General features: G+C 57.6%; 25 protein-coding genes. 18 read left to right on the top strand and 7 right to left on the bottom strand.

Annotated features, from left to right (window positions below; translation table 11 throughout):
- The first annotated feature begins 7 nt into the window (after nucleotides 1–7).
- The 9 genes from accD to fabZ all read left to right on the top strand — a co-directional run bounded on the left by accD (nucleotide 8) and on the right by fabZ (nucleotide 8,399).
- Nucleotides 8–880, top strand: coding sequence for an acetyl-CoA carboxylase, carboxyltransferase subunit beta (accD, locus tag GKG36_RS00735; RefSeq protein ID WP_097774750.1), 873 nt, complete (start codon nucleotides 8–10; stop codon nucleotides 878–880).
- On the top strand, nucleotides 877–1,830 hold the full coding sequence (locus GKG36_RS00730) for an acetyl-CoA carboxylase carboxyltransferase subunit alpha (RefSeq protein ID WP_005939761.1): 954 nt from the start codon (nucleotides 877–879) through the stop codon (nucleotides 1,828–1,830). The genes accD and GKG36_RS00730 overlap by 4 nt, the downstream gene beginning before the upstream one ends.
- Nucleotides 1,827–2,771, top strand: a complete 945-nt coding sequence (locus GKG36_RS00725) for a beta-ketoacyl-ACP synthase III (protein ID WP_005939758.1) — start codon at nucleotides 1,827–1,829, stop codon at nucleotides 2,769–2,771. The genes GKG36_RS00730 and GKG36_RS00725 overlap by 4 nt, the downstream gene beginning before the upstream one ends.
- 228 nt (nucleotides 2,772–2,999) lie before the next feature.
- Nucleotides 3,000–3,935: a DUF561 domain-containing protein gene (locus GKG36_RS00720; RefSeq protein ID WP_154258595.1), complete on the top strand. Its 936-nt coding sequence runs from the start codon at nucleotides 3,000–3,002 to the stop codon at nucleotides 3,933–3,935.
- Nucleotides 3,929–4,996 (top strand): nitronate monooxygenase family protein, encoded by a 1,068-nt coding sequence (locus tag GKG36_RS00715; protein WP_154258594.1) that lies wholly within the window; start codon nucleotides 3,929–3,931, stop codon nucleotides 4,994–4,996. Before GKG36_RS00720 ends, GKG36_RS00715 begins: the two co-directional genes overlap by 7 nt.
- Complete coding sequence (gene fabD, locus GKG36_RS00710; RefSeq protein ID WP_154258592.1) at nucleotides 4,993–5,925, top strand: ACP S-malonyltransferase; 933 nt, start codon at nucleotides 4,993–4,995, stop codon at nucleotides 5,923–5,925. The genes GKG36_RS00715 and fabD overlap by 4 nt, the downstream gene beginning before the upstream one ends.
- A complete protein-coding gene (gene fabG, locus GKG36_RS00705; RefSeq protein ID WP_154258590.1) occupies nucleotides 5,922–6,671 on the top strand; it encodes a 3-oxoacyl-[acyl-carrier-protein] reductase in 750 nt (249 codons plus the stop codon). The genes fabD and fabG overlap by 4 nt, the downstream gene beginning before the upstream one ends.
- A 15-nt stretch (nucleotides 6,672–6,686) precedes the next feature.
- Complete coding sequence (fabF, locus tag GKG36_RS00700; RefSeq protein ID WP_005939739.1) at nucleotides 6,687–7,925, top strand: beta-ketoacyl-ACP synthase II; 1,239 nt, start codon at nucleotides 6,687–6,689, stop codon at nucleotides 7,923–7,925.
- A 3-nt stretch (nucleotides 7,926–7,928) separates the two neighbouring features.
- On the top strand, nucleotides 7,929–8,399 hold the full coding sequence (fabZ, locus tag GKG36_RS00695; protein WP_005939736.1) for a 3-hydroxyacyl-ACP dehydratase FabZ: 471 nt from the start codon (nucleotides 7,929–7,931) through the stop codon (nucleotides 8,397–8,399).
- 102 nt (nucleotides 8,400–8,501) lie between these two features.
- On the opposite strand, the gene GKG36_RS00690 is transcribed toward fabZ, so the two are convergent.
- Together GKG36_RS00690 and GKG36_RS00685 are read right to left on the bottom strand one after the other, a co-directional pair.
- On the bottom strand, nucleotides 8,502–8,642 hold the full coding sequence (locus GKG36_RS00690; RefSeq protein ID WP_243139129.1) for a hypothetical protein: 141 nt from the start codon (nucleotides 8,640–8,642) through the stop codon (nucleotides 8,502–8,504).
- Between the two features lie 2 nt (nucleotides 8,643–8,644).
- Complete coding sequence (locus tag GKG36_RS00685) at nucleotides 8,645–9,154, bottom strand: peptide-methionine (S)-S-oxide reductase (protein WP_005939731.1); 510 nt, start codon at nucleotides 9,152–9,154, stop codon at nucleotides 8,645–8,647.
- 437 nt (nucleotides 9,155–9,591) lie between these two features.
- On the opposite strand from GKG36_RS00685, the gene GKG36_RS00680 reads away from it, so the two are divergent.
- Nucleotides 9,592–10,722, top strand: a complete 1,131-nt coding sequence (locus tag GKG36_RS00680) for a sodium ion-translocating decarboxylase subunit beta (protein WP_005939727.1) — start codon at nucleotides 9,592–9,594, stop codon at nucleotides 10,720–10,722.
- Between the two features lie 13 nt (nucleotides 10,723–10,735).
- Nucleotides 10,736–10,864 carry an oxaloacetate decarboxylase gene (locus GKG36_RS00675; protein WP_154258588.1) on the top strand — a complete coding sequence of 43 codons (129 nt, stop codon included), beginning with the start codon at nucleotides 10,736–10,738 and terminating at the stop codon, nucleotides 10,862–10,864.
- A gap of 342 nt (nucleotides 10,865–11,206) precedes the next feature.
- Here GKG36_RS00675 and GKG36_RS00670 read toward each other — a convergent pair whose 3' ends face one another.
- Nucleotides 11,207–11,677, bottom strand: coding sequence for an Hsp20/alpha crystallin family protein (locus GKG36_RS00670; protein WP_005939725.1), 471 nt, complete (start codon nucleotides 11,675–11,677; stop codon nucleotides 11,207–11,209).
- A 425-nt stretch (nucleotides 11,678–12,102) separates the two neighbouring features.
- Between GKG36_RS00670 and GKG36_RS00665 the strand changes: the two genes are divergently transcribed.
- From GKG36_RS00665 to GKG36_RS00655, 3 genes are all read left to right on the top strand, one after another.
- A complete protein-coding gene (locus GKG36_RS00665; RefSeq protein ID WP_005939719.1) occupies nucleotides 12,103–12,873 on the top strand; it encodes a threonine/serine exporter family protein in 771 nt (256 codons plus the stop codon).
- Nucleotides 12,870–13,328: a threonine/serine exporter family protein gene (locus GKG36_RS00660; protein ID WP_005939716.1), complete on the top strand. Its 459-nt coding sequence runs from the start codon at nucleotides 12,870–12,872 to the stop codon at nucleotides 13,326–13,328. Before GKG36_RS00665 ends, GKG36_RS00660 begins: the two co-directional genes overlap by 4 nt.
- A 123-nt stretch (nucleotides 13,329–13,451) precedes the next feature.
- The gene (locus tag GKG36_RS00655; RefSeq protein WP_154258586.1) at nucleotides 13,452–14,585 is read left to right on the top strand and encodes an SLC13 family permease; all 1,134 of its coding nucleotides are present in this window, start codon (nucleotides 13,452–13,454) and stop codon (nucleotides 14,583–14,585) included.
- Nucleotides 14,586–14,673: 88 nt separating this feature from the next.
- Here GKG36_RS00655 and GKG36_RS00650 read toward each other — a convergent pair whose 3' ends face one another.
- From GKG36_RS00650 to GKG36_RS00640, 3 genes are all read right to left on the bottom strand, one after another.
- Entirely contained in the window at nucleotides 14,674–14,910 is a 237-nt protein-coding gene (locus tag GKG36_RS00650; RefSeq protein WP_243139131.1) for a hypothetical protein, read from the bottom strand.
- A gap of 22 nt (nucleotides 14,911–14,932) precedes the next feature.
- Nucleotides 14,933–15,544 (bottom strand): class I SAM-dependent methyltransferase, encoded by a 612-nt coding sequence (locus tag GKG36_RS00645; protein WP_154258584.1) that lies wholly within the window; start codon nucleotides 15,542–15,544, stop codon nucleotides 14,933–14,935.
- A 247-nt stretch (nucleotides 15,545–15,791) separates the two neighbouring features.
- On the bottom strand, nucleotides 15,792–16,574 hold the full coding sequence (locus GKG36_RS00640) for a ZIP family metal transporter (RefSeq protein WP_154258582.1): 783 nt from the start codon (nucleotides 16,572–16,574) through the stop codon (nucleotides 15,792–15,794).
- Nucleotides 16,575–16,862: 288 nt separating this feature from the next.
- On the opposite strand from GKG36_RS00640, the gene GKG36_RS00635 reads away from it, so the two are divergent.
- The 4 genes from GKG36_RS00635 (at nucleotide 16,863) to GKG36_RS00620 (ending at nucleotide 20,260) form a co-directional block, all read left to right on the top strand.
- Nucleotides 16,863–17,699 (top strand): hypothetical protein, encoded by an 837-nt coding sequence (locus GKG36_RS00635; RefSeq protein WP_097774739.1) that lies wholly within the window; start codon nucleotides 16,863–16,865, stop codon nucleotides 17,697–17,699.
- A gap of 100 nt (nucleotides 17,700–17,799) precedes the next feature.
- The gene (locus GKG36_RS00630) at nucleotides 17,800–18,909 is read left to right on the top strand and encodes an FMN-binding protein (protein WP_154258580.1); all 1,110 of its coding nucleotides are present in this window, start codon (nucleotides 17,800–17,802) and stop codon (nucleotides 18,907–18,909) included.
- Nucleotides 18,906–19,364: an FMN-binding protein gene (locus GKG36_RS00625; protein WP_154255819.1), complete on the top strand. Its 459-nt coding sequence runs from the start codon at nucleotides 18,906–18,908 to the stop codon at nucleotides 19,362–19,364. Before GKG36_RS00630 ends, GKG36_RS00625 begins: the two co-directional genes overlap by 4 nt.
- A complete protein-coding gene (locus GKG36_RS00620) occupies nucleotides 19,361–20,260 on the top strand; it encodes a 4Fe-4S binding protein (protein ID WP_154258578.1) in 900 nt (299 codons plus the stop codon). Before GKG36_RS00625 ends, GKG36_RS00620 begins: the two co-directional genes overlap by 4 nt.
- Nucleotides 20,261–20,363: 103 nt before the next feature.
- On the opposite strand, the gene GKG36_RS00615 is transcribed toward GKG36_RS00620, so the two are convergent.
- Nucleotides 20,364–21,122: a cyclase family protein gene (locus GKG36_RS00615; protein ID WP_097774736.1), complete on the bottom strand. Its 759-nt coding sequence runs from the start codon at nucleotides 21,120–21,122 to the stop codon at nucleotides 20,364–20,366.
- Nucleotides 21,123–21,454 lie beyond the last annotated feature (332 nt).

The following is a 21,454-nucleotide window of genomic DNA, read 5'->3' as shown; positions in this document are numbered from 1 at the left end:
AAAAGCAATGAACGATATCCGAGATCTTTTCCCCGGCCGAATGCGGGAGCGCACCTTCCAGCTGAAGGCCAAGCGGGATGCCGGTGCCGTCTGGCACGAGCAGCAGTTTGTGGAGTGCAAGCAGTGCGGCCGCCGCGCTGCACGCACCCTGTGGGCAAGAAGCCTTTACGTCTGCCCAAACTGCGGCTACCACATGCCCATTGGCGGGTACTACCGGCTCAGTCTGGTGCTGGACCACGGCAGCTTCCGGGAACTGGATGCCGACCTTGCTCCGCAGGATGTGCTGCATTTTCCGGGCTACCGTGAAAAGCTTGCCGCCGCCCAGAACAAGACCGGCCTGCGCGAAGCCGCTGTAACGGCCACCGGCCGCATCGGCGGGGTGGCCTGCGTGGCTGCCGTGCTGGACAGCCGCTTTTTCATGGGCAGCATGAGCACTGCCGTGGGCGACAAGATCACCCGCGCCATCGAGTACGCCGCCGCAAAGCACCTGCCGCTGGTTATTTTTTCGGCCAGCGGCGGCGCGCGGATGCAGGAGGGCATTTTCAGCCTGATGCAGATGGCAAAGACCAGTGCCGCCATCCAGCGCTTTTCGGCAAAGGGCGGGTTGTACATCAGTGTGCTCACCCACCCCACCACCGGCGGTGTGACGGCCAGCTTTGCAAGCCTTGGCGACATCATGCTGGCAGAGCCTGGCGCGCTGATCGGCTTTGCAGGTCCGCGGGTCATTGAGCAGACCATTGGCGAAAAGCTGCCTGCCGGATTCCAGCGCAGCGAGTTCCAGATGGAGCACGGCTTTGTGGATCAGGTGGTGCCCCGCAGCCAGCTGCGGGATACCCTGATTCAGGTCTTGCAGCTCCATGCAGGAGGAAAACACGAATGATCAAGGAAATTTTAGAGCAGCTGGCTCCGCTGGATGCCCAGATCGCCGCGCTGAAAGGCAGCGGCAACGAGATGGATGCCATCACGGCCCATGCCTCCGAGCTGGCAGAGCTGGCTGTGGAAGAGGACGAGATCCTGCGCACCTGCGGCCCACTGACCGCCGAGGATCGGGTGTTTCTGGCCCGGCACCCGGAGCGCCCCCACATTGATGAGACCGTTTCTGCCCTGTTCACCGACTTCTTTGAGCAGCGCGGCGACCGTCAGTGCAAGGAAGACCCTGCCATTCTGGGCGGCATCGCCCGTTTTCACGGATTGCCGGTGACGGTCATCGGCCACCGCAAGGGCAGCACACTGGAAGAAAATCTGGCCTGTAACTTTGGTATGCCGGGGCCGGAGGGCTACCGCAAGGCCCTGCGCCTGATGAAGCAGGCCGAAAAGTTTGGCCGCCCCATCATCACCTTCATTGACACGCCGGGCGCTTACCCCGGCAAGGATGCCGAGGAGCGCGGTCAGGGCGAAGCCATTGCACGCAACCTGATGGAAATGAGCGGCCTGACCGTGCCGGTCATTGCCGTTGTCACCGGCGAAGGCTCTTCCGGCGGTGCGCTGGCACTGGGTGTGGCAAACCACATCCTCATGCTGGAAAATGCCGTTTACTCGGTGCTCAGCCCCGAGGGCTTTGCCAGCATTCTGTGGAAGGATGCTTCCCGCAGCGGCGAAGCCTGCGAGATGATGAAGCTGACCGCGCAGGATCTGTACAGCGATGGCATCGTGGAGCAGGTGATCCCGGAACCGTTGGGCGGCGCACAGCGCAGCCACGCAGCCTTGTTTGAACAGTTGGATGTTGCTTTGCGGGTGCACCTGAAAGAGCTGTGCCGCATGAGCGGCCGCCAGCTGGCCGACCAGCGCTATAAAAAATACCGCCAGATCGGAGAAACGAGGAACGCATGAGTGGTTTACAGCTGATCGCCACCGGCGGGGCCATCCCCGGCCGAACGGTCACCAACGAAGATCTGAGCCGCATGGTGGATACCAGTGACGAGTGGATCACCAGCCGCACCGGCATCCGCACCCGGCACTGGTGCACGGAGGATGAATCTGCCGCCACGCTGGCCATTTCCGCCGCAAAGCAGGCTTTGGCCCGCAGCGGCCTTGCCCCTGCGCAGATCGGGTGCTGCATCTGTGCCACCCTGTCCGCCCCAGACGCGACCCCCAGTGTAGCCTGTCAGGTGCAGGCGGCGCTGGGCCTTCCCGAGGACCGGCCTGCGCTGGATGTCAACGCGGCCTGTTCCGGCTTCCTCTACGGCATAGCCGTGGCGCGGGGACTGCTGACAACTTTGGGTGGACAGTATGCCCTCGTCATTGGGTGCGAAGCCCTTTCCCGCCTGATGGACCCCGCCGACCGCTCCACCTGTGTACTGTTTGGGGATGGAGCCGGTGCTGCCATTTTTCAGCTGTCGGACACTCCCTTTGCTCTGACGCTGGGCGCGCGCGGCAGCGATGTTCTCCATGCGGGCGGGCCGAACCGCACAGGTTCTGCGCCCATCACCATGGACGGCAAGGCCGTATTCCGCTTTGCAGTGGATGCCCTGCCCAAGTGCCTGCACACTGTGCTGGATGAAACACAGCTGACCCTCGATGATCTTGAGTGGGTGGTCTGCCATCAGGCCAACAGCCGCATCATCGACCACTGCGTGCGGGCGCTGAAGGCCGACCCGGCAAAGTTCTACAAGAACATGGACCGCCACGGCAACACCAGCGCCGCCAGCATCCCGGTAGCCCTGAACGAGCTTGCCGAGAACGGGCAGCTGCAGCCGGGCCAGCTTCTGGCCTGCATCGGCTTTGGCGGCGGCCTGACATGGGGCGGCGCAATTTTTCAATACAAAGAGTAAAAATCATGTTCGGCAAACGGGCTCGCCCTCTCAGTCACCTTCGGTGACAGCTCCCCCAAAGTGGGAGCCTTTGGCAAAACCGAAAAGTTTACCGTACTGCCAAGGGCTCTCCCTTTGAGGAAAGACTTCCCCCGCGCCGGGGGAAGATGTCGCGAAGCGACAAAAGGGGGAATCTGTTGAGCAGAGCGAGACTGAGAGGGCGAGGACGCTTACCGATAGGATAAAACTATGAAACTTTTAAATGAAATTCTAGGCACAAAATACCCCATCATTCAGGGCGGTATGGCCAACATTGCCACCGGCGAGTTTGCCGCCGCCTGCTCCAACGCGGGTGCGCTGGGCATCATTGGTGCGGGCGGCATGAACGCCGACACCCTGCGCCAGAACATCCGCCGCTGCAAAGAGCTGACCGACAAGCCTTTTGGCGTGAACATCATGCTCATGCATCCGCAGGCAGATGAGTTTGCCAAGATCGTGGTGGAAGAGGGCGTGCCCGTTGTGACCACCGGTGCAGGCAACCCGGGCAAATATATCCCTGCGTGGAAAGCGGCAGGCATCAAGGTGATCCCGGTTGTCGCCGCCGCCGTGCTGGCAAAGCATCTGGAGCCGCTGGGCATCGATGCTGTCATTGCTGAGGGCACCGAGAGCGGCGGCCATGTGGGCGAAATGGCTACCATGGCGCTGGTGCCGCAGGTGGTGGATGCCGTAAATGTACCCGTCATTGCGGCTGGCGGCATCGCCGATGGCCGTCAGCTGGCAGCAGCTCTGGCTCTGGGCGCCTGCGGCGTGCAGGTAGGCACCTGCCTGCTGGTGAGCGAGGAGTGCCCCATCCATGAAAACTACAAAGCCGCCCTGCTCAAGGCCAAGGACAGCGATACCATCGTGACCGGCCGAAGCGTGGGTGCGCCGGTGCGAGTGCTGAAAAACCGCATGAGCCGCGAATATGTCCGGCAGGAAAATGCCGGTACCGACAAGATGGAGCTGGAAAAGTACACCCTTGGCAGCCTGCGCCGCGCCGTGTTTGAAGGCGACACCACCACCGGAAGCCTGATGGCCGGTCAGGTGGCAGGCATGCTGCACGAGGTGCGCCCGGTGGCGGATATTCTTGCAGATCTGTGGAACGGCGGGAGGCAGCGCATTGCCGCGCTGAGCACCGAATGCTGACCCTCGGCAGAAAGACCCTGTCTGTGCCCATCCTACAGGGCGGCATGGGTGTAGGCGTTTCCCTCGGCGGGCTGGCCGGTGCCGTTGCAGCCTGCGGCGGCATGGGGTGCATCTCCACCGCCGATGCAGGCTACCGGGAGCCGGACTTTGCCCGCGACCCGGCAAGCGCCAACCACCGTGCCCTGACAGCGGAAATTAAAAAAGCAAAGCAGATCGCAAAGGGCGCGGGCATGGTAGCCATCAACGCCATGGTGGCAACGCAGGATTATGCGGCCGCGATCCGCACCGCTGTGGAAGCGGGCGTGGACGCGGTGGTGTCCGGCGCAGGCCTGCCGCTGGAGCTGCCCGGCATCGTGGGCACAACGGATGTTGCCATTGCGCCCATCGTTTCCAGCGGAAGAGCAGCAAAGCTCATCCTGCGCCGCTGGGCCAAAGAGTTTGGCCGCACCGCTGATTTTGTGGTGATCGAAGGCTGCAAGGCAGGCGGACACCTCGGCTTTGCCGAAGATGACCTGCTGGCAGGCAAATGCCAGACCCTCGACGACATTCTGCCCGAGGTGCTGGCCGAGGTAAATCCCTTTGAAGCACAGTTTGGCCACAGCATCCCCGTGTTTGTGGCAGGCGGCGTGTACACCGGTGCCGATATGGCCCACTTTACCGCAATGGGCGCTGCGGGCGTACAGCTTGCCACCCGCTTTATCACCACCTACGAGTGCGACGCATCCCAGGGCTACAAGGACGTTCTGCTGAACGCCCGGCCCGAGGATGTACGGATCATCCACAGCCCGGTGGGAATGCCGGGCCGTGCACTGAACACCCCGCTGGTGCAGGCGCTGGCAGAGGGGACCCGCTTCCCTCCCCGGCACTGTGCCCGCTGCCTGAAGACCTGCGACCCCGCCAAGGTGCCCTACTGCATCACCCACGCGCTCATCGAAGCCGTAAAGGGCAATGTGGAGGAGGGCCTGTTCTTCTGCGGAGCCAACGTGGGCAGGCTGGACCGGATGCGCACGGTACAGGAGCTGATGGATGAACTTGTGACCGAATGGAGGCAAAATCAATGAAGCTTGCCGTTTTATATGCCGGTCAGGGGGCACAGCACCCTGGCATGGGCAAAGAATTTTACGAAGGCTCTCCCGCGTTCCGGGCGGCATTTGACAGTGCAGAGCTGGACTTCGATCTGCACCGCGTCTGCTTTGAGGACCCGGACGGCCTTTTGAATCAGACCGAATACACCCAGCCCTGCATGGTGGCCTTTGCCTGCGGCGTGACCGCAGTGCTGGCACAGCAGGGCGTGAAACCCGCTTATGTGGCCGGGCTTTCGCTGGGCGAATACTCCGCGCTGGAAGCTGCCGGGGTGTTCACCGCAAAACAGGCCATCGAGCTGGCCGCTTACCGCGGCAAAGCCATGGCCGAAGCTGCAAAGGGCATCGACTGCGGCATGACCGCCGTGCTGAACCTTGACCGGCAGGCACTTGCAGCCTGCTGTGAGCAGGCTGCACAGCTCGGCTGTGTGCAGATCTGCAACTACAACTGCCCGGGTCAGCTGGTCATCGGCGGCGAGAAAGCCGCTGTGGACAAAGCCGCCGCACTGGCCAAAGAAGCCGGTGCCCGCCGCTGCATCCCGCTCAAGGTAAGCGGCCCGTTCCACACCCGTCTCATGGCCCCCGCCGGGGATGCACTGGCAAAGCGTTTTGCGTCTGAGTCCTTTGGCGAGATGCAGGTGCCGGTGCTGTTCAACTGCCTTGGCCGTGAAAAAGCTGAGCAGGACAGCATCCCCGCCCTGCTCGTGAAGCAGGTGCAGAGCAGCGTTTACATGGAAGATACGCTCCACCGCCTCGGTGAGCTGGGCGTAGACCATATTCTGGAAGTTGGCCCGGGCAGTGCTCTGGCTGGCTTTGTGAAAAAGACCCTGCCCGGCGTGGTCTGCGCTTCGGTGGAGACCCCGGAGCAGCTGAACGCCGCACTGACAGCATGGAAGGAAGAGCTATGAGCGAAGAAACGATCATCCGCACCGCCGTTGTTACTGGCGGAAGCCGGGGCATTGGCCGGGCTGTGTGCATCCAGCTGGCAAAGCAGGGCTGCAATGTCGTGGTGAATTACTGCCACGGCGAAGCTGCAGCTGCCGAGACGGTGGCTCTGTGCAAGGCCGAAAACGCAAATGCCGTGGCTGTGCAGGCCGATGTTTCCACTGCCGAGGGCTGCAAAGTGCTCTTTGAACAGGCGGTGAACGCCTTTGGCCGGGTGGATATCCTTGTGAACAACGCGGGCATTACCCGCGATAATCTGATCCTGCGCATGAGCGAAGAGGACTTCGATGCAGTGCTGAACGCAAACCTTAAGGGTGCGTTCCTCTGCTGCAAGGAAGCCGCCCGCCGCATGGTGCGCCAGCGCTGGGGCCGCATCGTGAACCTTTCCAGTGTGGTGGCCCTGCGGGGCAACGCCGGCCAGACCAATTACGCCGCCAGCAAGGCGGGCCTGATCGGCCTGACCAAAAGCCTTGCCCGCGAGCTGGCAAGCCGCAATGTGACCGTGAATGCGGTCGCGCCGGGCTTTATCGAGACCGACATGACCGCCGCCCTGCCAGAAGCCGTCCGTGCCGAAATGGCAAAGGGCATCCCCGCAGGCCGCGCAGGAAAGCCGGAGGATGTGGCAAATGCAGTGGCATTTTTTGCCGCAGAACAAAGCAGCTATCTCACCGGGCAGGTGCTCTGTGCAGACGGCGGCATGGCAATGTAAAAGGAGAAAACTCTCATGGAAAAACGCAGAGTCGTGATCACCGGCCTTGGCACCGTGAACCCGCTGGGCAACAACACCGCCGACAGCTGGGCCGCTGCCAAAGCGGGCAAATGCGGCATCGGCCCCATTACCCAGTTCGATACCACCGATTTTAAATGCAAGCTGGCAGGCGAGGTGAAGGGCTTTGACCCGGAAACCATCGTGGACAAAAAGGAAGCCCGCAAGATGGCCCGCTTTACCGTTCTGGCCCTTGCTGCCGCCGCTGAAGCAGTTGCAGACAGCGGTCTGGACACCGAAGCGGAAGCCAAACAGATCGGTGTCATCCTTTCCAGCGGCATCGGCGGTCTGCCCACCATTGAGGAGCAGCACACCCGTGGTGAAGAGAAGGGCATGGAAAAGGTAAGCCCCTATTTCGTGCCCATGTCCATTGCCAACATGGCGGCAGCACAGGTGGCCATCCGCTTTGGCCTGAAGGGCATGTGCACCTGCCCGGTGACGGCCTGCGCCGGCGGCACCAATGCCGTAGGCGATGCCTTCCACCGCATCCGTGACGGCTACGAGACCGCCATGGTCTGCGGCGGTGCAGAGAGCTGCATCAGCCCTCTGGGCATCGGCGGCTTTACCAGCATGAAAGCGCTTTCCACTGCGACCGATCCGGATGCAGCCAGCCTGCCCTTTGACGCACGGCGCGGCGGCTTCGTGATGGGCGAAGGCAGCGGCGTGCTGGTGCTGGAAGAGCTGGAGCATGCCCGTGCCCGCGGTGCGCACATCTACGCCGAGGTGGTGGGCTACGGTGCCAACTGCGATGCCTACCACTTCACCGCCCCCGCTCCCGGCGGCGCAGGTGCCATCGACTGCATGACGCTGACGCTGGCGGATGCAGGCATCGCACCGGAGCAGGTGGACCACATCAACGCCCACGGCACCGGCACCCACATGAACGATGCCTGCGAGACCGCCGCCATCCATGCGGTGTTCGGCGAACACGCAAAGCAGCTGACTGTGGTGAGCACCAAGAGCATGACCGGCCATCTGCTGGGCGGTGCGGGCGGCATTGAAGCCGTATTTACAGCGCTGGCCCTGCATGACCAGTTTGCGCCGCCCACCATCCACTATGAGCAGCCCGATCCCGAATGTGATCTGGACTATGTGCCGAACACTGGCCGTGCGCAGGCCATGACCTACGCACTGAGCAACAGTCTGGGCTTTGGCGGGCACAACGCCTGCATCGCCCTGCGCAGATGGGAGGGCTGACCCATGGCAGAACCCCGCACCGTGCGTGCAGACGCAAACGCCCTGAACAGCGAGGAGATTGCGGCGCTTCTGCCGCACCGCTATCCCTTTGCCCTTGTGGACCGCATTTTGGACTACGAGCCGGGCCAGTGGGCCATCGGCCGCAAGTGCGTGAGCCGCAATGAGGAATTTTTCTGCGGACATTTTCCCGGCCAGCCGGTGATGCCGGGAGTGCTCATTCTGGAAGCACTGGCCCAGACCGGCGCGGTGGCGGCGCTCAGCCTGCCGGAGAACAAGGGCAAACTGGCCCTCTTCGGCGGCATCAAGAATGCCCGCTTCCGCAAGCAGGTCACCCCCGGCGATGTGCTCACCCTGCACTGTGAACTGGTAGAGCAGCACGGCCCGGTGGGCGTGGGCAAAGCCTCGGCGTGGGTGGACGGCAAGTGCGCCGCCACCGCCGAGCTGACCTTTGTGCTGACCGACCCCAACGCCTAAAAACACCCCTGTGAATTTAAAAAAGCTCACAGGGGTGTTTTCCGTTATTTTACCATTGAGAAGCCGCTTCGCTCTCTCAGCCAAGCGCCACATCCAGAACCATCAGTGGTGCCCCACCAGATAGGCCACCCGGTCGATCCGCGCCGCTGTCATGCCGGTATCCGCCAGAAATTCCCGCACCAGCGGAGCACTCTCCTGCTCCTGATACTTTCCATTGGTGTTACTGCAATGGTAGGATCGCATATTTACTGATTTCTGTATCTGTTCAGGACAGCATCCGGGATATGGCAGTAACTGCAGTCTTCAGGGTGCCGTTCCAGATGGTGCTGATGCTCCTCAGCGCTCCGGACATAATTTGTCAGCGGCAGCACTTCCAGCATGATCTTGTCCCGGTCCTCCCGGCCGTTTATAAAAGCTCTTGCTTCTTCCAGATGTCTGGGATCTGTACTGTACAGCCCTGTCCGGTACTTTTTTCCAACGTCCACGCCCTGTTTGTTCAGGCTGTAGGGGTCGATGATCTCAAACAGGTGTGCCATCAGTTCTGAAATGCTTGTGTCTTTCTCATCATAGACCACTTTTACGCATTCTGCATATCCATCGTATGGGCCATCCAGAGAACTCGTTGTTCCGTTGGCTCTGCCGGCTTCAGTCATCTGTACACCAGGCACTGTGTCAAAAAAATGCTGTACGCCCCAAAGGCATCCGCCTGCGATATAGACCGTTTCCATCTTGATTTTCCCCTTCCTGTTGATCATATATCAGTTTTGCTCCTATTCTACCACGCTTTCCCACTGTCGGAAAGATGTCGGAAAACAAAAATGGCCCCGGAGGGCTTATCGCAGCTCTCCGGGGCCGCCTTGTGCAGAGTGATTTTCTCTCGATGGGCTTCCAGAAATGCTTTGCTGTAATCAGCTTGCGTGAACCACAGCGGAAGGACCCTCATAAGATATAGAAAAGATTTCTGTATTTTTCTTGACAGTTTTCCCATATTCTGTTTTAATACATCTGATAAAAGGGAGTAAAGGGCAGTGTTCCGGCTTATTCTTCGGGAGACTGCTGCATGGCAGCGTCATCACGGCAGAAATGCCCGATGTCATGTGTTCGCTTGAGACTTTTGTCACAGACAAGGTGCTGTGGCAGGAGTCTCTTTTTCTTGTCACCGTACCGGAGCACAATAGGAGGCAAGAAAACTATGAACTTTCTGAACACATTCGCAAGTCTGTTTTCCAATTTTGGAAACCTGACTTGGCAGATGGTGGTGATGTGGGGCATTGGTGCATTGCTCATCTACCTTGCCATCGCCAAAAAAATGGAGCCGAGCCTGCTTTTACCCATGGGCTTTGGTGCCATTCTGGTCAATCTTCCGCTGTCCGGTGCCATCACGCAGGGCGATACCGTAGGCCCCATTTCTGCCCTGTTTGAAGCAGGCATGTCCAACGAGCTGTTTCCCCTGCTGCTTTTCATCGGCATTGGTGCTATGATCGACTTTGGCCCCCTGCTGGAAAAACCGTGGCTCATGCTCTTTGGTGCCGCAGCGCAGTTTGGTATTTTCTTCACCCTGTTTCTGGCAGGCTTCTTCTTTGATTTGAAGGATGCTGCTTCCATCGCTGTCATTGGTGCAGCGGACGGTCCCACCGCCATTTTTGTAGCTAACACCCTCAACTCCCAGTACCTTGGTGCCATCATGGTGGCAGCGTACAGTTACATGGCTCTGGTGCCCATCGTGCAGCCGCCAGTCATTAAACTGCTGACCACCCAGAAGGACCGCCGCATCCGGATGCCCTATGAAAAGGGCAATGTCAGCCAGCTGACGAAGATTCTGTTCCCCATTGTTGTAACCATCATTGCCGGTATGGTAGCTCCTGCCAGCGTAGCTCTCGTTGGTTTTCTGATGTTCGGCAACCTGCTGCGGGAGTGCGGCGTACTGAACGCCCTCAGCGAAACCGCGCAGAATGTGCTGGCAAACCTCATCACCATCGTGCTGGGCCTGACCGTGGCCGGACAGATGACCGCTGACAAGTTTGTCCGGCCCGATACCCTGCTCATCCTTGCACTGGGTCTGGTAGCCTTCGTTTTTGATACCGCAGGCGGCGTGCTGTTTGCAAAGCTGCTGAACCTGTTCCTGCCCGAAGGCAAAAAACTGAACCCGATGATCGGTGCAGCCGGCATCTCCGCCTTTCCCATGAGCGGCCGTGTGGTCAACAAGATGGGATTGGAAGAAGATAACCAGAATTTCCTGCTGATGTACTCCATCAGCGTCAACGTTTCGGGGCAGATTGCATCCGTCATTGCAGGCGGCCTGATTCTGACCCTGATGGCTTAACGGAGGTACACTTATGCTTCATCTTTCTTCGTGGATGACCACCCTGCCCATGATGCTCATCGGCATGGTCGGCATTCTTCTCGTCATTGGTATCATTGTCCTGGCTGTGATGCTGCTCAACCGGCTGACAAGTCGGAAATAATTCATCCCATCAAGTAGAAACGAATTTACGGCGAAATATCGCTATAAATATGATGCACAGACCTTCTGAAAATGTGATTTTGTGACAACTTGGTGTCACTTCAATAAAGAACCCGCTTTCACTTCAATTTGATGTTGAAAGCGGGTTCTTTTCGCTTTTATGCGTGTTTGACGGCGGTTTCAAAAAGATTGACTGCTGCGTCCTCTTGTGTGTCGGTGTTGTGGGTACCACGCTTTTTCACTTCCGAAAAGATGTCAGAATACAAAAACCCCCGAAGAGCTTTTTACGGTTCTCCGGGGGTTGGTTCTATGCGCCGGTGTTCCTCACACCGATGCACAAACATTATTCGATTTCAATGAGATTGGGATTCGCAGGCAGAGCCTTCTGCTGCTGCGGTGCGGGCAGTACGATGTGCAGGATGCCATCCTCGAACTTTGCGTGGATGTCCTCCTTCTTCACGGCATCACCCACATAGAAGCTGCGGGCACAGGTACCGGAGAAGGTCTCACGGCGCAGATAACGGCCATTGTTGTCCTTCTCGTCATTGGAGTGGTTGCGGACGGCCTGAATGGTCAGGTAGCCGTCACTCAGCTCCATCTGAACGTCTTCCTTCTTGCAGCCGGGCAGGTCAACAGCCACATCATAGTTGCCATCGGCGGTCTGCTTCACATCGGTTTTCATCATGTTTGCGCCGCGCTTGCCGAAGGTCTCACGCTCTTCACGATTCATTGCACGCTCCAGCGCACCGTCGTTCCAGAACGGATCAAAGAAATCATCGAACAGATTTTCATGGAAAACAGCAGGCATAAACATAAAACAACCCTCCAATCCCGGCGTTCGGGTCGGGCATAAAATCAAGATCGTGCATCAGAAGCGGAGTCTTCCCGGGAGCCTTGCGGTTCCCTCATGCCCCTTTCTCCTGAGCACGCCACTGTTATAACACTGTTTATTAGCAGTGTCAATAGTAGAGTGCTAAAATTCACAAAAGAATAATACTTTTATAATATTTCATGCAATTCTCGGCAAAATCGTTTGCACTGGATTCAATTTTTTCTTCTCCAATCGTAGTCTTTCGCTGTGACAGAACGGATGCAAGCCGTTTTTTCAGAACCAGGCGATCCATTGCCCGCGTAAACAATGCAGTTATCAAAAAGTCTCTCTGTCCTTGCAGCGTCTTGCGTTCTGCCGGTCCACCCGCTATAATAATGTAGAAACCGAGATGAAAAGAGCGTGATATTGTGGAAGAGACCGAGATCAGTCATTTTCTCCACATTCTGGTCCGAATGGGCGAAGCTTTACAAAACAGCGGCGCAGAAGTATTCCGCGTTGAGGACACTTTGAACCGGATCGCAATCGCCTATGGGGCAGAAGATGTGAATGTATTCGTGATCACATCCAGCATCGTGGTCACGCTTACCATGCCCTCGCTGCCGCCGCAGACCGAGACCCGCCGCCTGCGTCACGCTGCCAGCAATGACCTGCTGACATTGGAAAAGCTCAATGCGCTCAGCCGCCGTATCTGCACAGCGCCTCCTTCCATAGAAGAGTTTCAGCGCCAGCTGAATGCCATTCTGGCACAGCATCCGGACCCAAGACTGCATCTTGCCGGCAGTGTGTTGGCTGCTTCCAGTTTTGCCATCTTCTTTGGTGGAAATCTCTGGGACGGCCTGCTGGCCGGCGGCATTGCCGTTCTGATTTGCTGGATGGAGCGCTATCTCTCGCCTTTTTGTATGAATGGCGTAGAATTTCAGTTTATAGCATCATTTCTCAGCGGTGTCTCCACTCTGCTGCTCTGCCGCTTTGGGATGCAGTTTCATGCCGATAAAGTTCTGATTGGTATCATCATGCTGCTGATTCCCGGCATCATGCTGACAAATTCCATCCGGGACATCTTACTTGGGGACATTATTTCCGGCTCTCTTCGGCTGGTGGAAGCCATTCTGATGGCCGCCACCCTTGCACTCGGCATGATGGCCGCCATCTGGTTGATGGGAGGAATTTCCGCATGATACAGGTTTTTTCGCAGTTGCTCAGTGCTGCCCTTGGTTCGGTCGGTTTCGGACTGATCTTCAATCTGAACCGGCGCTACTTACCCGCCGCCGGTGTAGGCGGACTTCTGGCATGGCTGGCTTATCTTCTTGCCGCCAACACCCTGCACAGCGTCTTTCTTGCCAATCTGTTGGCCGGTTTCTGTGCCGCTCTGTATGCCGAAATTCTTGCCCGATGCTGCAATGCACCCTCTACGCCTTTCTTCATCACCGCTGCCATTCCCCTCATTCCCGGAAGCACCCTCTACTACTGCATGAACGCAGTCGTCTCCAATGATTTGTCTGCTGCAGAGCATTTCGGAGAGCAGACCTTTCTGGCCGCTCTTGGAATTGCCGGCGGTATGGCAATCGCATGGTGTCTGGCCGATTTGAGCCGGAAGCTGCACGCACTTGCAATCCGTTCTTCGGGAAAGTAGCGATCTTCCACATTGAAGAATGCCGCTGATGATCGGGTCGTTTGAGCTGCTGCTCTGAAATACGGAAAAAGGCCGCCCGGCATCGCAGCAGGGCTGCCTTTACAATTACAAGGATGTGTCTCTATGAAACTACTCAAACAATTCATTCAGCAGGAAACGGTCCTCACCGCAGCCGCTGTGCTGGCCGTTGTCTCCGCCTTCTTTGTTCTGCCGGATGCGCAGTATCTCGGCTACATCGACCTGCGCACGCTGGCGATTTTGTTTTCCCTGATGACGGTCATGGCCGGGCTGCGGCGGCAGGGCTTTTTTGATGGACTGGGCCGGGCATTGCTGTCCCGTACCCACAGCACCTTTCAGCTGACGCTGGTACTGGTCGGGCTGTGCTTTTTCGGAAGCATGTTCATCACCAACGATGTTTCCCTGCTGACCTTCGTCCCCTTTACGTTCGTGGTCCTGAGCCGTCTGGGAGCGGATGTCCGCCGCTCCCTTCTGATCCCGGTGGTCTGTATGCAGACCATTGCGGCAAACCTTGGCAGTATGCTGACCCCCATCGGCAACCCGCAGAACCTCTATCTTTACGGAAAAAGCGGCATGAGCATCGGGGGATTTGTTCTTCTTATGCTGCCCTACACCCTGGTCTCTCTGCTCCTGCTGCTGGCTTGGGCAGCGCTGGTCTGCCGGAAAGCCTCTGATGCCCTCTCCGTGGACGAGCTTGTTTCTTCTTCTGCATCTCAGGGAGATCAGAAGATCATCCTGTTGTATCTGGTTCTGTTTGCCGTTTGCCTGCTGTCCGTGATCCGGGTGTTGCCTTATGGCATTGCCTTTGCCGCTGTACTCGTCTGCGCCCTTTTTGCAGACCCGCACACCTTACGGGCAGTGGACTATTCCCTGCTTTTGACCTTTGTGGCTTTTTTCATCTTTATTGGCAATCTGGGGCGCATTCCGGCCTTTTCCGGCTGGCTGCAGGAGTTTCTGACCGGCCGGGAAGTTCTTGTGGCGGTTCTTGCTTCGCAGGTCACCAGTAATGTTCCCGCCGCCCTGCTGCTGTCCGGGTTCACGGCAGAGACACAAGCCCTCATCATCGGCACCAATCTGGGAGGTCTTGGCACTTTGATCGCATCCATGGCCAGTCTTATTTCCTACCGGCAGATCGCACGGGAGCTGCCACAGGGAAAGAAGCAGTATTTTGGGCTGTTCACCCTGTCCAACCTGATCTTCCTTGCGATCCTGCTGGGTGTGTGGTTTTTGCTCCACTGACCGTGGCAGATGACTTATGGTTTTTCTATAAAGCTAAAAAAGGGGAGTTCCGTCACGGACGAAGGTCCAGGCAGAACTCCCTTTGGTTTTATCGTATGGTCAGAATGCCGGTGCCCACCGGCACCTCCAGCAGCTTGCCGGAAAAATGCTCCGGGATACCGGACAGTGCCTTTTCCAGATAGGCATCGTTTTCCACCTTGTTCATGTCCCACACCAGACGGCACACCGCTTTCCCGCTCAGGGTGGAGCAGGTGATCATACCATCATAAAAATTGTTGCCGCCTGTCAGCCGATAGGCACTGCGGATTGCTTCTTTTCGTTCCATGCTCCGTCCTCTTTACACTACTTCACTGCTTTTGCGCCGTAACGCACAGCCAGCCTTTTTTATTTTTGTGGCTCTGGATCTGACAGAATCCTGCTTGTTCCAGATACGCTTTCAGTGCAGTGTCCGTATAGATGGTCATACCATTGATGATTTTCGTCCATTTGTCGTCTTTTGTCGTTTCGCCGTTCGCTTCGTTACAGATGAAAAAGACCCCGCCGGGCTTCAGCACTCGATAAACCTCTCTGAAATTCTGCGCAAGTTCCGGCCAGAAGTAGACCGTTTCAAAGGCGGTCACCACATCAAACTGCTCCGCTTCAAACGGCAGCTCTGCCACACTTGCCTGTTGCACGGTACACCGTCCTGCCGCAATGGCTCTGGCATTGACTTTTCGCGCTTTTTCCACGCTGACGGCTGAGTAGTCGATGCCCTGCACCTTGCCGTTGGGGCACAGTTTCAACAGCGTTTTAATGTTCGCTCCACCGCCGCAGCCGCAGTCCAGCACCATGGCATCCGGGGCAGGCTGTAAAAAGCGCAGCCCCCATTCTGCCATTGCGCTGTGTCCAAAGTTCATCATAGCAACCATGATCTTCCCGCCAAGGCCTACGGGCTTTCGGGTGTTTTCAAAAAAGGACATAACGCCACCCTCTTTCTGTTTACCGTTCACAATGCAATACTTTTTACCCGATGCGCCCACTGCACCGGATGACAGGCCAGCAATTCCTCGTGCCGCAAGTTAGGTAAAGCTAACTTTTTGTTCTATAAAAAGCCGCTTCTCAGCGGTCTTTCTGCCAAAATAATACGCCCTGCTGTTGCCTCTGTCAAGGAGTTTAGACATTTTCGGGTATTCCGAGAGAGATTTCGCTTTCGGGAACCCCCAACCGTCACCCCAGTGCCACATCCAGCACCATCATCACGCTGAAGCCCACCGCAAAAAATACCGTACCAACGTTGGAGTGCTGTCCCTGCGACATTTCCGGGATCAGTTCCTCCACCACCACATACAGCATGGCTCCGGCAGCAAAGCTGAGCAGATAGGGCAAAGCAGGCACCACGATGCCTGCCGCCAGAATCGTCAGCACTGCCCCGATGGGCTCTACGATGCCGGACAGTACGCCGCCCCAGAACGCCCGGCCTTTTTTCATTCCTTCCGCCCGTAGTGGCATGGAGATGATAGCACCCTCCGGGAAGTTCTGGATGGCAATGCCAAGGGAAAGTGCCAGCGACCCGGCGGCGGTGATCTGAGCCGTTCCGGCAAGGTATCCGGCATAGACTACGCCCACTGCCATACCCTCCGGGATGTTGTGCAGCGTCACCGCCAGAACCATCATAGTGGTGCGCTGGAGCTGGCTTTTTGGCCCTTCGGCCTGCAAACTGTTCTGGTGCAGATGCGGGATGAGATGGTCCAGCAGCAGCAAAAACAGGATGCCCAGCCAGAAACCCACCGCCGCCGGGAAAAACGCCAGCCTGCCCAGATCTGCAGCCTGCTCCATGGCCGGGATCAGCAAACTCCACACCGATGCCGCCACCATGACCCCGGCAGCAAAGCCGGTCAACGCCCGCTGGATGCCGTCGCGCAGAGAGTTTTTTAAAAAGAACACACAGCCTGCCCCAAGGCTTGTACCTAGAAAGGGAATTAGGATCCCCCAGAATGCGTCTTGTATCATGTAGTACCTCCTTGCGGTTATTCATGGCTAACTCCGCAAAAAGTATACTGCGCTCCGGCAAAAAGGTCAAGGGCTTTGCGGTATAGAGGATGCAGATCGTTTCCTGCATCGAAAATTCACCTCTGCAAACTTTCCGGTTTCTACTTGACAACGCCCGGTGGGAGTGCTATTTTTACATCGAAAATTTGTTTTGCCTAACCATCTGAGGGGTTTTTCCCCTGTATTTTTTGCGCCAATTGTTAGGCAGAGCTAACTATCTTTTCAAAACTGAGATAGAGGTGTGTTACCATGAGATTGAAAAAAGTATTTGCAGGTGCACTTGCGGCCGCTATGCTGGTATGCGCTGTGGCAGTCCCGGCTTTCGCTGCGGAAGAGGTGGAACAGGAAAACTGCCTGACCTCCAGCTATGTCCAGATGAACATCCCCTACGCCGACTTCTACAAGGCTGCCGGCGTGGACAACGCATCTGAGATTGACGCTGTGACCAGCGCCACCAGGAACAAGACCCGTGCGGGCAACCTTGCCGCCGGTTCCTACCACGTCAACGCAGATGGCACCGACATCACCGGCGTTTCCTTCCCGGTCAAGGTGCTGACCCCGTGGGCGCTGAAGAATGCAAAGCAGGTCACCGATGCCGACAGCTACGACATTACCGTTACCCTGAAGGGCAAGGAATCCACCACCACCTACACCGGCGCAGATGCCTTGTTTGAGAACGAGAGCTACGCTTACTACAAGCTCAGTGAGACCCCTGCCTACTACATCACCGCATGGTATAACCTGCTGAGCGGCAAGTGGGAGTTTGGCAAGGTCCACGCCACCGAGACCACCGTAGAGGGCACCACTGTGGAGCTGAATACCAACGGTCACCATGCCACCTACGAGATGAAAATCTCCGGTTTTGATCTGGACTACAAGGCCAACAAGGTCTACGGCGTAGTTCTGACCACCGCCGATGGCAGTGAGTACGGCCTGCATCATGTGACCAACATCTGGCATGGTACCAAGCTGGGCTTCAACGCCGATGATCCTTACTTTGCATCCGTCATCGGCAAAACGATTACTCAGATCACCTTCTACGCCGCCGACGGCGTGTATGTCCTGCCGGTCAATGTGGCGCTGTGAATACACGGGAAACTGCCTAATTTATTGTAAAATATAACACAAAACGGCAAGGTCGCTTGGCATCAGGCGGCCTTGCTTTTCCGTGTCAGGAGGAGTGGGAATGAACAAAAAACGATGCCATACACTGCTGCCGCTGGTGCAGCTTTTCCCGACGGTGGCGGCAGCGGCAGCTGTACTTTTTGCCCTGCCCCGCACCGTTCCGGTGCTGGCCGCCGTGCCGGAAAAGCTGACAACCGTGGTGGAGCAGCCTGTGGAAGCCGCTTCCTCCGAAGCGGAGGAAGAAACCCTGCCCAAGCTGCCCTATGCCGACGGCGTTTACGTCGGCTCTTCCCGGGGCTACGGCGGTGCCGTCCGAGTACAGGTCACCATGGAAAACGGCAGCATCACGGAGGTGGAGATCTTGGACGCACCCCACGAGACCAAGCAGTTTCTGCGGCGTGCCAAGCGGCTTTTGACCACCGTGGTGGAGACTCAGAGCTGGGAGGTGGATGCCGTTTCCGAGGCCACCTACACCAGCCGGGGCATTCTGGGCGCAGTGCAGAACGCCCTGACCGGCGAGGTGGTCAACAATCCCCTGCCGCCCCAGCCAAAGCCCGCTGCAACGCTTGTGGTGGAGGAATATACGGCTCCCTCCATCTACTTGGACGGCATCTACACTGCCGAAGCCATGGGCTTTGAGGGGCAGATCACAGTGCAGGTCACGGTGGCAGAGGATAAAATTACCGATATCACGATCCTGAGCGCCGAGGACGAGGAGGAATATCTCTCCCGGGCAAAACAGGTCATCCCCGCCATTCTGGAGGGACAAAGCCCCAACGTGGATACTGTTTCCGGCGCCACCTACTCCTCCACCGGAATTCTGAACGCAGTCAAGCTGGCACTGGCAAAGGCCGCTGTTGCCCCGGCAGAGAAAACCGCTCCGGAGCAGACTGCATCGGAAGAGACGACAGAGGTAACCGCACCGTCTGAAGCAGCAGAGCCCGGGGAAACGCCGGTCACCGCGCCCACCGTGGAGGTGGTGCAGCCGGAGGAAAAGAGCGCCGTTCCCGTGTGGCTCAAGGAAGTATGGCAGCAGCTTTTCCCGGCAGATGCACCGGCATCCTCTGAACCGGAACCGGCATCTTCTGAGGAAGTGCTGCCGACATCCGAGCCGGCACTGCCGCCGGAAGAGACCGGGATTGAATCTGAAACGGAAGGAGCAGCAGAATGAAATACAAAAATTTTCTCCTCCGGGCGGTGAACCTGCTGCTAATTTTGGGGGTACTGTGGCAATACCAGCAGGTGGCGCTGATCCGGGCGGCAGCGGTAAGCCAGCGCAAGCAGGAAATTGCCGAAGTTGAAGCCTACAATGCTTCCGTTTTGCAGGCGCAGAGCGCAGCACAGGCAGAGCAGAGCGGCTACCGGGACGGCATCTATGAGGGCAGCGCCTATGGTTTTGGCGATGTCATTCAGGTGTCGGTAACTATCCAGAACGGAAAAATGACCGATATTGCGGTGCTGGATGCTTCCGGCGAGGATAAGCCCTACTATAAGCAGGCGCTGCCTTTGCTGGACGAGATGCTGGCAGTGCAGTCTGCTGAGGTGGATACCGTTTCCGGCGCTACCCTCACGGCAGAAGGACTTATCGGTGCGGTAGAGAACGCACTGGGAAAGGCGGCAGGATGATGGAAAAAACACAGGCAAAGCCTTTAACAGCGGCGCAGCAGCGTCAGCGGGACAAAAAGCGCCGTACATGGCTGCGCACCGGGGTGCAGTTGTTCTTCTTTGTGTCCATGCCGGGCGCATTCGTGGCCGGGTTTTCCGGGGTAAAACAGATCTTTCTGCACATCGGTGCAGGCGAGGTGCTCTCTGTGGACAGCTTCACACTTTCCCTGCTGGGGCTGTGCGGCTTCACCCTGCTTTTCGACCGTTTTTTCTGTGGGTACGCCTGCGCCTTCGGCAGCTTGGGCGATGCCGTCTGGGCGCTTTCCGGGCTTATTCAAAAAAAGCTGTTCCACCGCAAAAAGCAGCTCCGTCTGCCGGAGCGGGCGGTGCTTTTGGGGCAGAAGGTCAAATATCTGCTGCTGGCATGGCTGGTAGCACTGTATGTGACCCGGCAGGAAAAGATGCTGACCGGCGCAAGCCCGTGGGAGGTGTTTTCCCGCCTGACGGCTCTGCATCTGCCGCCGGAGGGCTTTGGTGTGGGCATCGGGCTGCTTGTGCTCATTTTGCTGGGTATGACGGTGCAGCCCCGGTTCTTCTGTCAGTTCCTCTGCCCCATGGGAGCGGTGTTTGCCCTGCTGCCAGTGCTGCCATTTGCGCGGCTGCACCGGCAGAGCGACGGCTGCATCCCGGGCTGCAATGCCTGTAAACAGCAGTGCCCGGTGTGCCTGAAGCTGGAGGAAACCAGCCTGCGCAGCGGGGAATGCATCGCCTGTGAAGCCTGCGTTGGCACCTGCCCCAAGCAGAACATCCACCGGTGGGATACCACCTTGTGCAAGCGTCTATGGCTGCCGGTGCTGGGTAAAGCGCTGCTCTTCTTCCTGCTGGGCTGCTGGCTAGGCTTTTGCCGATTCATCTGAACTAAAAAAGGAGGCTGCTGCGCAGGCTGATGCCAAGGGTGGAAAGGTTATGCAGCATGGCGCTGGTGGCAGGGGGAAAGGACATTTTCCCACTTCTCCGCTCTTATTCGGTAACAGCCCAGACCCGCGCAGGCAGACCAGTTGCCCCTTCAATGCGGGGATAAGAAACGATGACTACCGCACCGGCAGGCTGAACTTTATCCAGATTTGCAAGCACCTCCACCTGCAGCTTGTCGTTGTCCAGAACATAGCGCTCGCAGGCAAGGTCGCCCTTTTCCTCCGCCACCGCAGAGGAATCGGTATCCAGCGTTTCGTGGCCGTTGGCGGCGGCATTGCGCACCTTGTAGATATACTCCAATGCTTCCAGCGACCAGCCGGGAGCATTTTCTTTGCCCTCTGCGTCGATGCCGGACAGCGCATCCATATCCGGCCACTTCTTATACCAGTCGCTGCGCAGAGCCACCAACGCACCATCCGGGATAGGACCGTACTTTGCTTCATAGGCCTTGATGTCCTCCACCGTCACAGCATAGCGGGGGTCTTTCTTGGCCTGCTCAGAAATATCGATGACCACCAACGGGAAAATCAGGTCGTTCACATCAAACTTTTCGGACAGCGCTTTGCCCTTGATGAAGTGACCCGGGAAGTCGATATGGGTACCGAACTGTCCGGGGAATTTGAAGGTCTGGATCAGGCATTCCAGTTCCGGCTTGCCCCAGTCCCACACGGTCTTTGCCAGCTCCACAGAGCCTTCCGGGATGCCGGACCAGTAGGGGCTTTCGTTGTTCAGCGAGTGAGAAAGTTCCACCCAGCGATATTTTTTAGCATTCTTCAGTGCGTTCCACAGTTTATAATCAGCCATTGTCGGTTCTCCTTTTATTGTGACGATGTATGTTCGGGCACTTCTCCCAGACAACGGCATCTTCCTGTTTTTTCTCAGTCTGTCTGCCGGGAATTTGTCTGGGAGCAGCGCATTCGCCCGGGTAGTCTGTGCCGGGCATCTGCTGTATGTTTCATCTGTCTGCGCTCCCTTCCTTGTGTTGGGGATAGTATAAACCCATTTTCGCACCATGTCAATAGGTTTATTCTTTCAAAGACTTCCCGGGCAAACGACAGGTCAGCAAACCGTTCGCCCTTGCAATAACGTTTCGTCATCCCCTTTCCCTTTTATCGCAGCTCTTCCAGCAGGGCGGT

This window comes from Faecalibacterium sp. BIOML-A1 (assembly GCF_009679715.1).
Classification (GTDB): Bacteria; Bacillota; Clostridia; order Oscillospirales; family Ruminococcaceae; genus Faecalibacterium; species Faecalibacterium taiwanense.
This window is presented reverse-complemented; position numbering and strand designations above follow the sequence as displayed.

Bases quoted from the DNA above. Each gene is read 5' to 3' on its own strand.
- fabF (WP_005939739.1), top strand. From the start codon at position 6,687: ATGGAAAAACGCAGAGTCGTGATCACCGGCCTTGGCACCGTGAACCCG.
- GKG36_RS00680 (WP_005939727.1), top strand. From the start codon at position 9,592: ATGAACTTTCTGAACACATTCGCAAGTCTGTTTTCCAATTTTGGAAAC.
- fabG (WP_154258590.1), top strand. From the start codon at position 5,922: ATGAGCGAAGAAACGATCATCCGCACCGCCGTTGTTACTGGCGGAAGC.
- GKG36_RS00675 (WP_154258588.1), top strand. From the start codon at position 10,736: ATGCTTCATCTTTCTTCGTGGATGACCACCCTGCCCATGATGCTCATC.
- GKG36_RS00720 (WP_154258595.1), top strand. From the start codon at position 3,000: ATGAAACTTTTAAATGAAATTCTAGGCACAAAATACCCCATCATTCAG.
- GKG36_RS00615 (WP_097774736.1), bottom strand. From the start codon at position 21,122: ATGGCTGATTATAAACTGTGGAACGCACTGAAGAATGCTAAAAAATAT.
- GKG36_RS00715 (WP_154258594.1), top strand. From the start codon at position 3,929: ATGCTGACCCTCGGCAGAAAGACCCTGTCTGTGCCCATCCTACAGGGC.
- GKG36_RS00685 (WP_005939731.1), bottom strand. From the start codon at position 9,154: ATGATCAACAGGAAGGGGAAAATCAAGATGGAAACGGTCTATATCGCA.
- GKG36_RS00645 (WP_154258584.1), bottom strand. From the start codon at position 15,544: ATGTCCTTTTTTGAAAACACCCGAAAGCCCGTAGGCCTTGGCGGGAAG.
- GKG36_RS00660 (WP_005939716.1), top strand. From the start codon at position 12,870: ATGATACAGGTTTTTTCGCAGTTGCTCAGTGCTGCCCTTGGTTCGGTC.
- GKG36_RS00725 (WP_005939758.1), top strand. From the start codon at position 1,827: ATGAGTGGTTTACAGCTGATCGCCACCGGCGGGGCCATCCCCGGCCGA.
- GKG36_RS00640 (WP_154258582.1), bottom strand. From the start codon at position 16,574: ATGATACAAGACGCATTCTGGGGGATCCTAATTCCCTTTCTAGGTACA.
- GKG36_RS00635 (WP_097774739.1), top strand. From the start codon at position 16,863: ATGAGATTGAAAAAAGTATTTGCAGGTGCACTTGCGGCCGCTATGCTG.
- GKG36_RS00620 (WP_154258578.1), top strand. From the start codon at position 19,361: ATGATGGAAAAAACACAGGCAAAGCCTTTAACAGCGGCGCAGCAGCGT.
- GKG36_RS00655 (WP_154258586.1), top strand. From the start codon at position 13,452: ATGAAACTACTCAAACAATTCATTCAGCAGGAAACGGTCCTCACCGCA.
- fabD (WP_154258592.1), top strand. From the start codon at position 4,993: ATGAAGCTTGCCGTTTTATATGCCGGTCAGGGGGCACAGCACCCTGGC.
- GKG36_RS00625 (WP_154255819.1), top strand. From the start codon at position 18,906: ATGAAATACAAAAATTTTCTCCTCCGGGCGGTGAACCTGCTGCTAATT.
- accD (WP_097774750.1), top strand. From the start codon at position 8: ATGAACGATATCCGAGATCTTTTCCCCGGCCGAATGCGGGAGCGCACC.
- GKG36_RS00690 (WP_243139129.1), bottom strand. From the start codon at position 8,642: ATGCGATCCTACCATTGCAGTAACACCAATGGAAAGTATCAGGAGCAG.
- GKG36_RS00670 (WP_005939725.1), bottom strand. From the start codon at position 11,677: ATGTTTATGCCTGCTGTTTTCCATGAAAATCTGTTCGATGATTTCTTT.
- GKG36_RS00630 (WP_154258580.1), top strand. From the start codon at position 17,800: ATGAACAAAAAACGATGCCATACACTGCTGCCGCTGGTGCAGCTTTTC.
- fabZ (WP_005939736.1), top strand. From the start codon at position 7,929: ATGGCAGAACCCCGCACCGTGCGTGCAGACGCAAACGCCCTGAACAGC.
- GKG36_RS00650 (WP_243139131.1), bottom strand. From the start codon at position 14,910: ATGGAACGAAAAGAAGCAATCCGCAGTGCCTATCGGCTGACAGGCGGC.
- GKG36_RS00730 (WP_005939761.1), top strand. From the start codon at position 877: ATGATCAAGGAAATTTTAGAGCAGCTGGCTCCGCTGGATGCCCAGATC.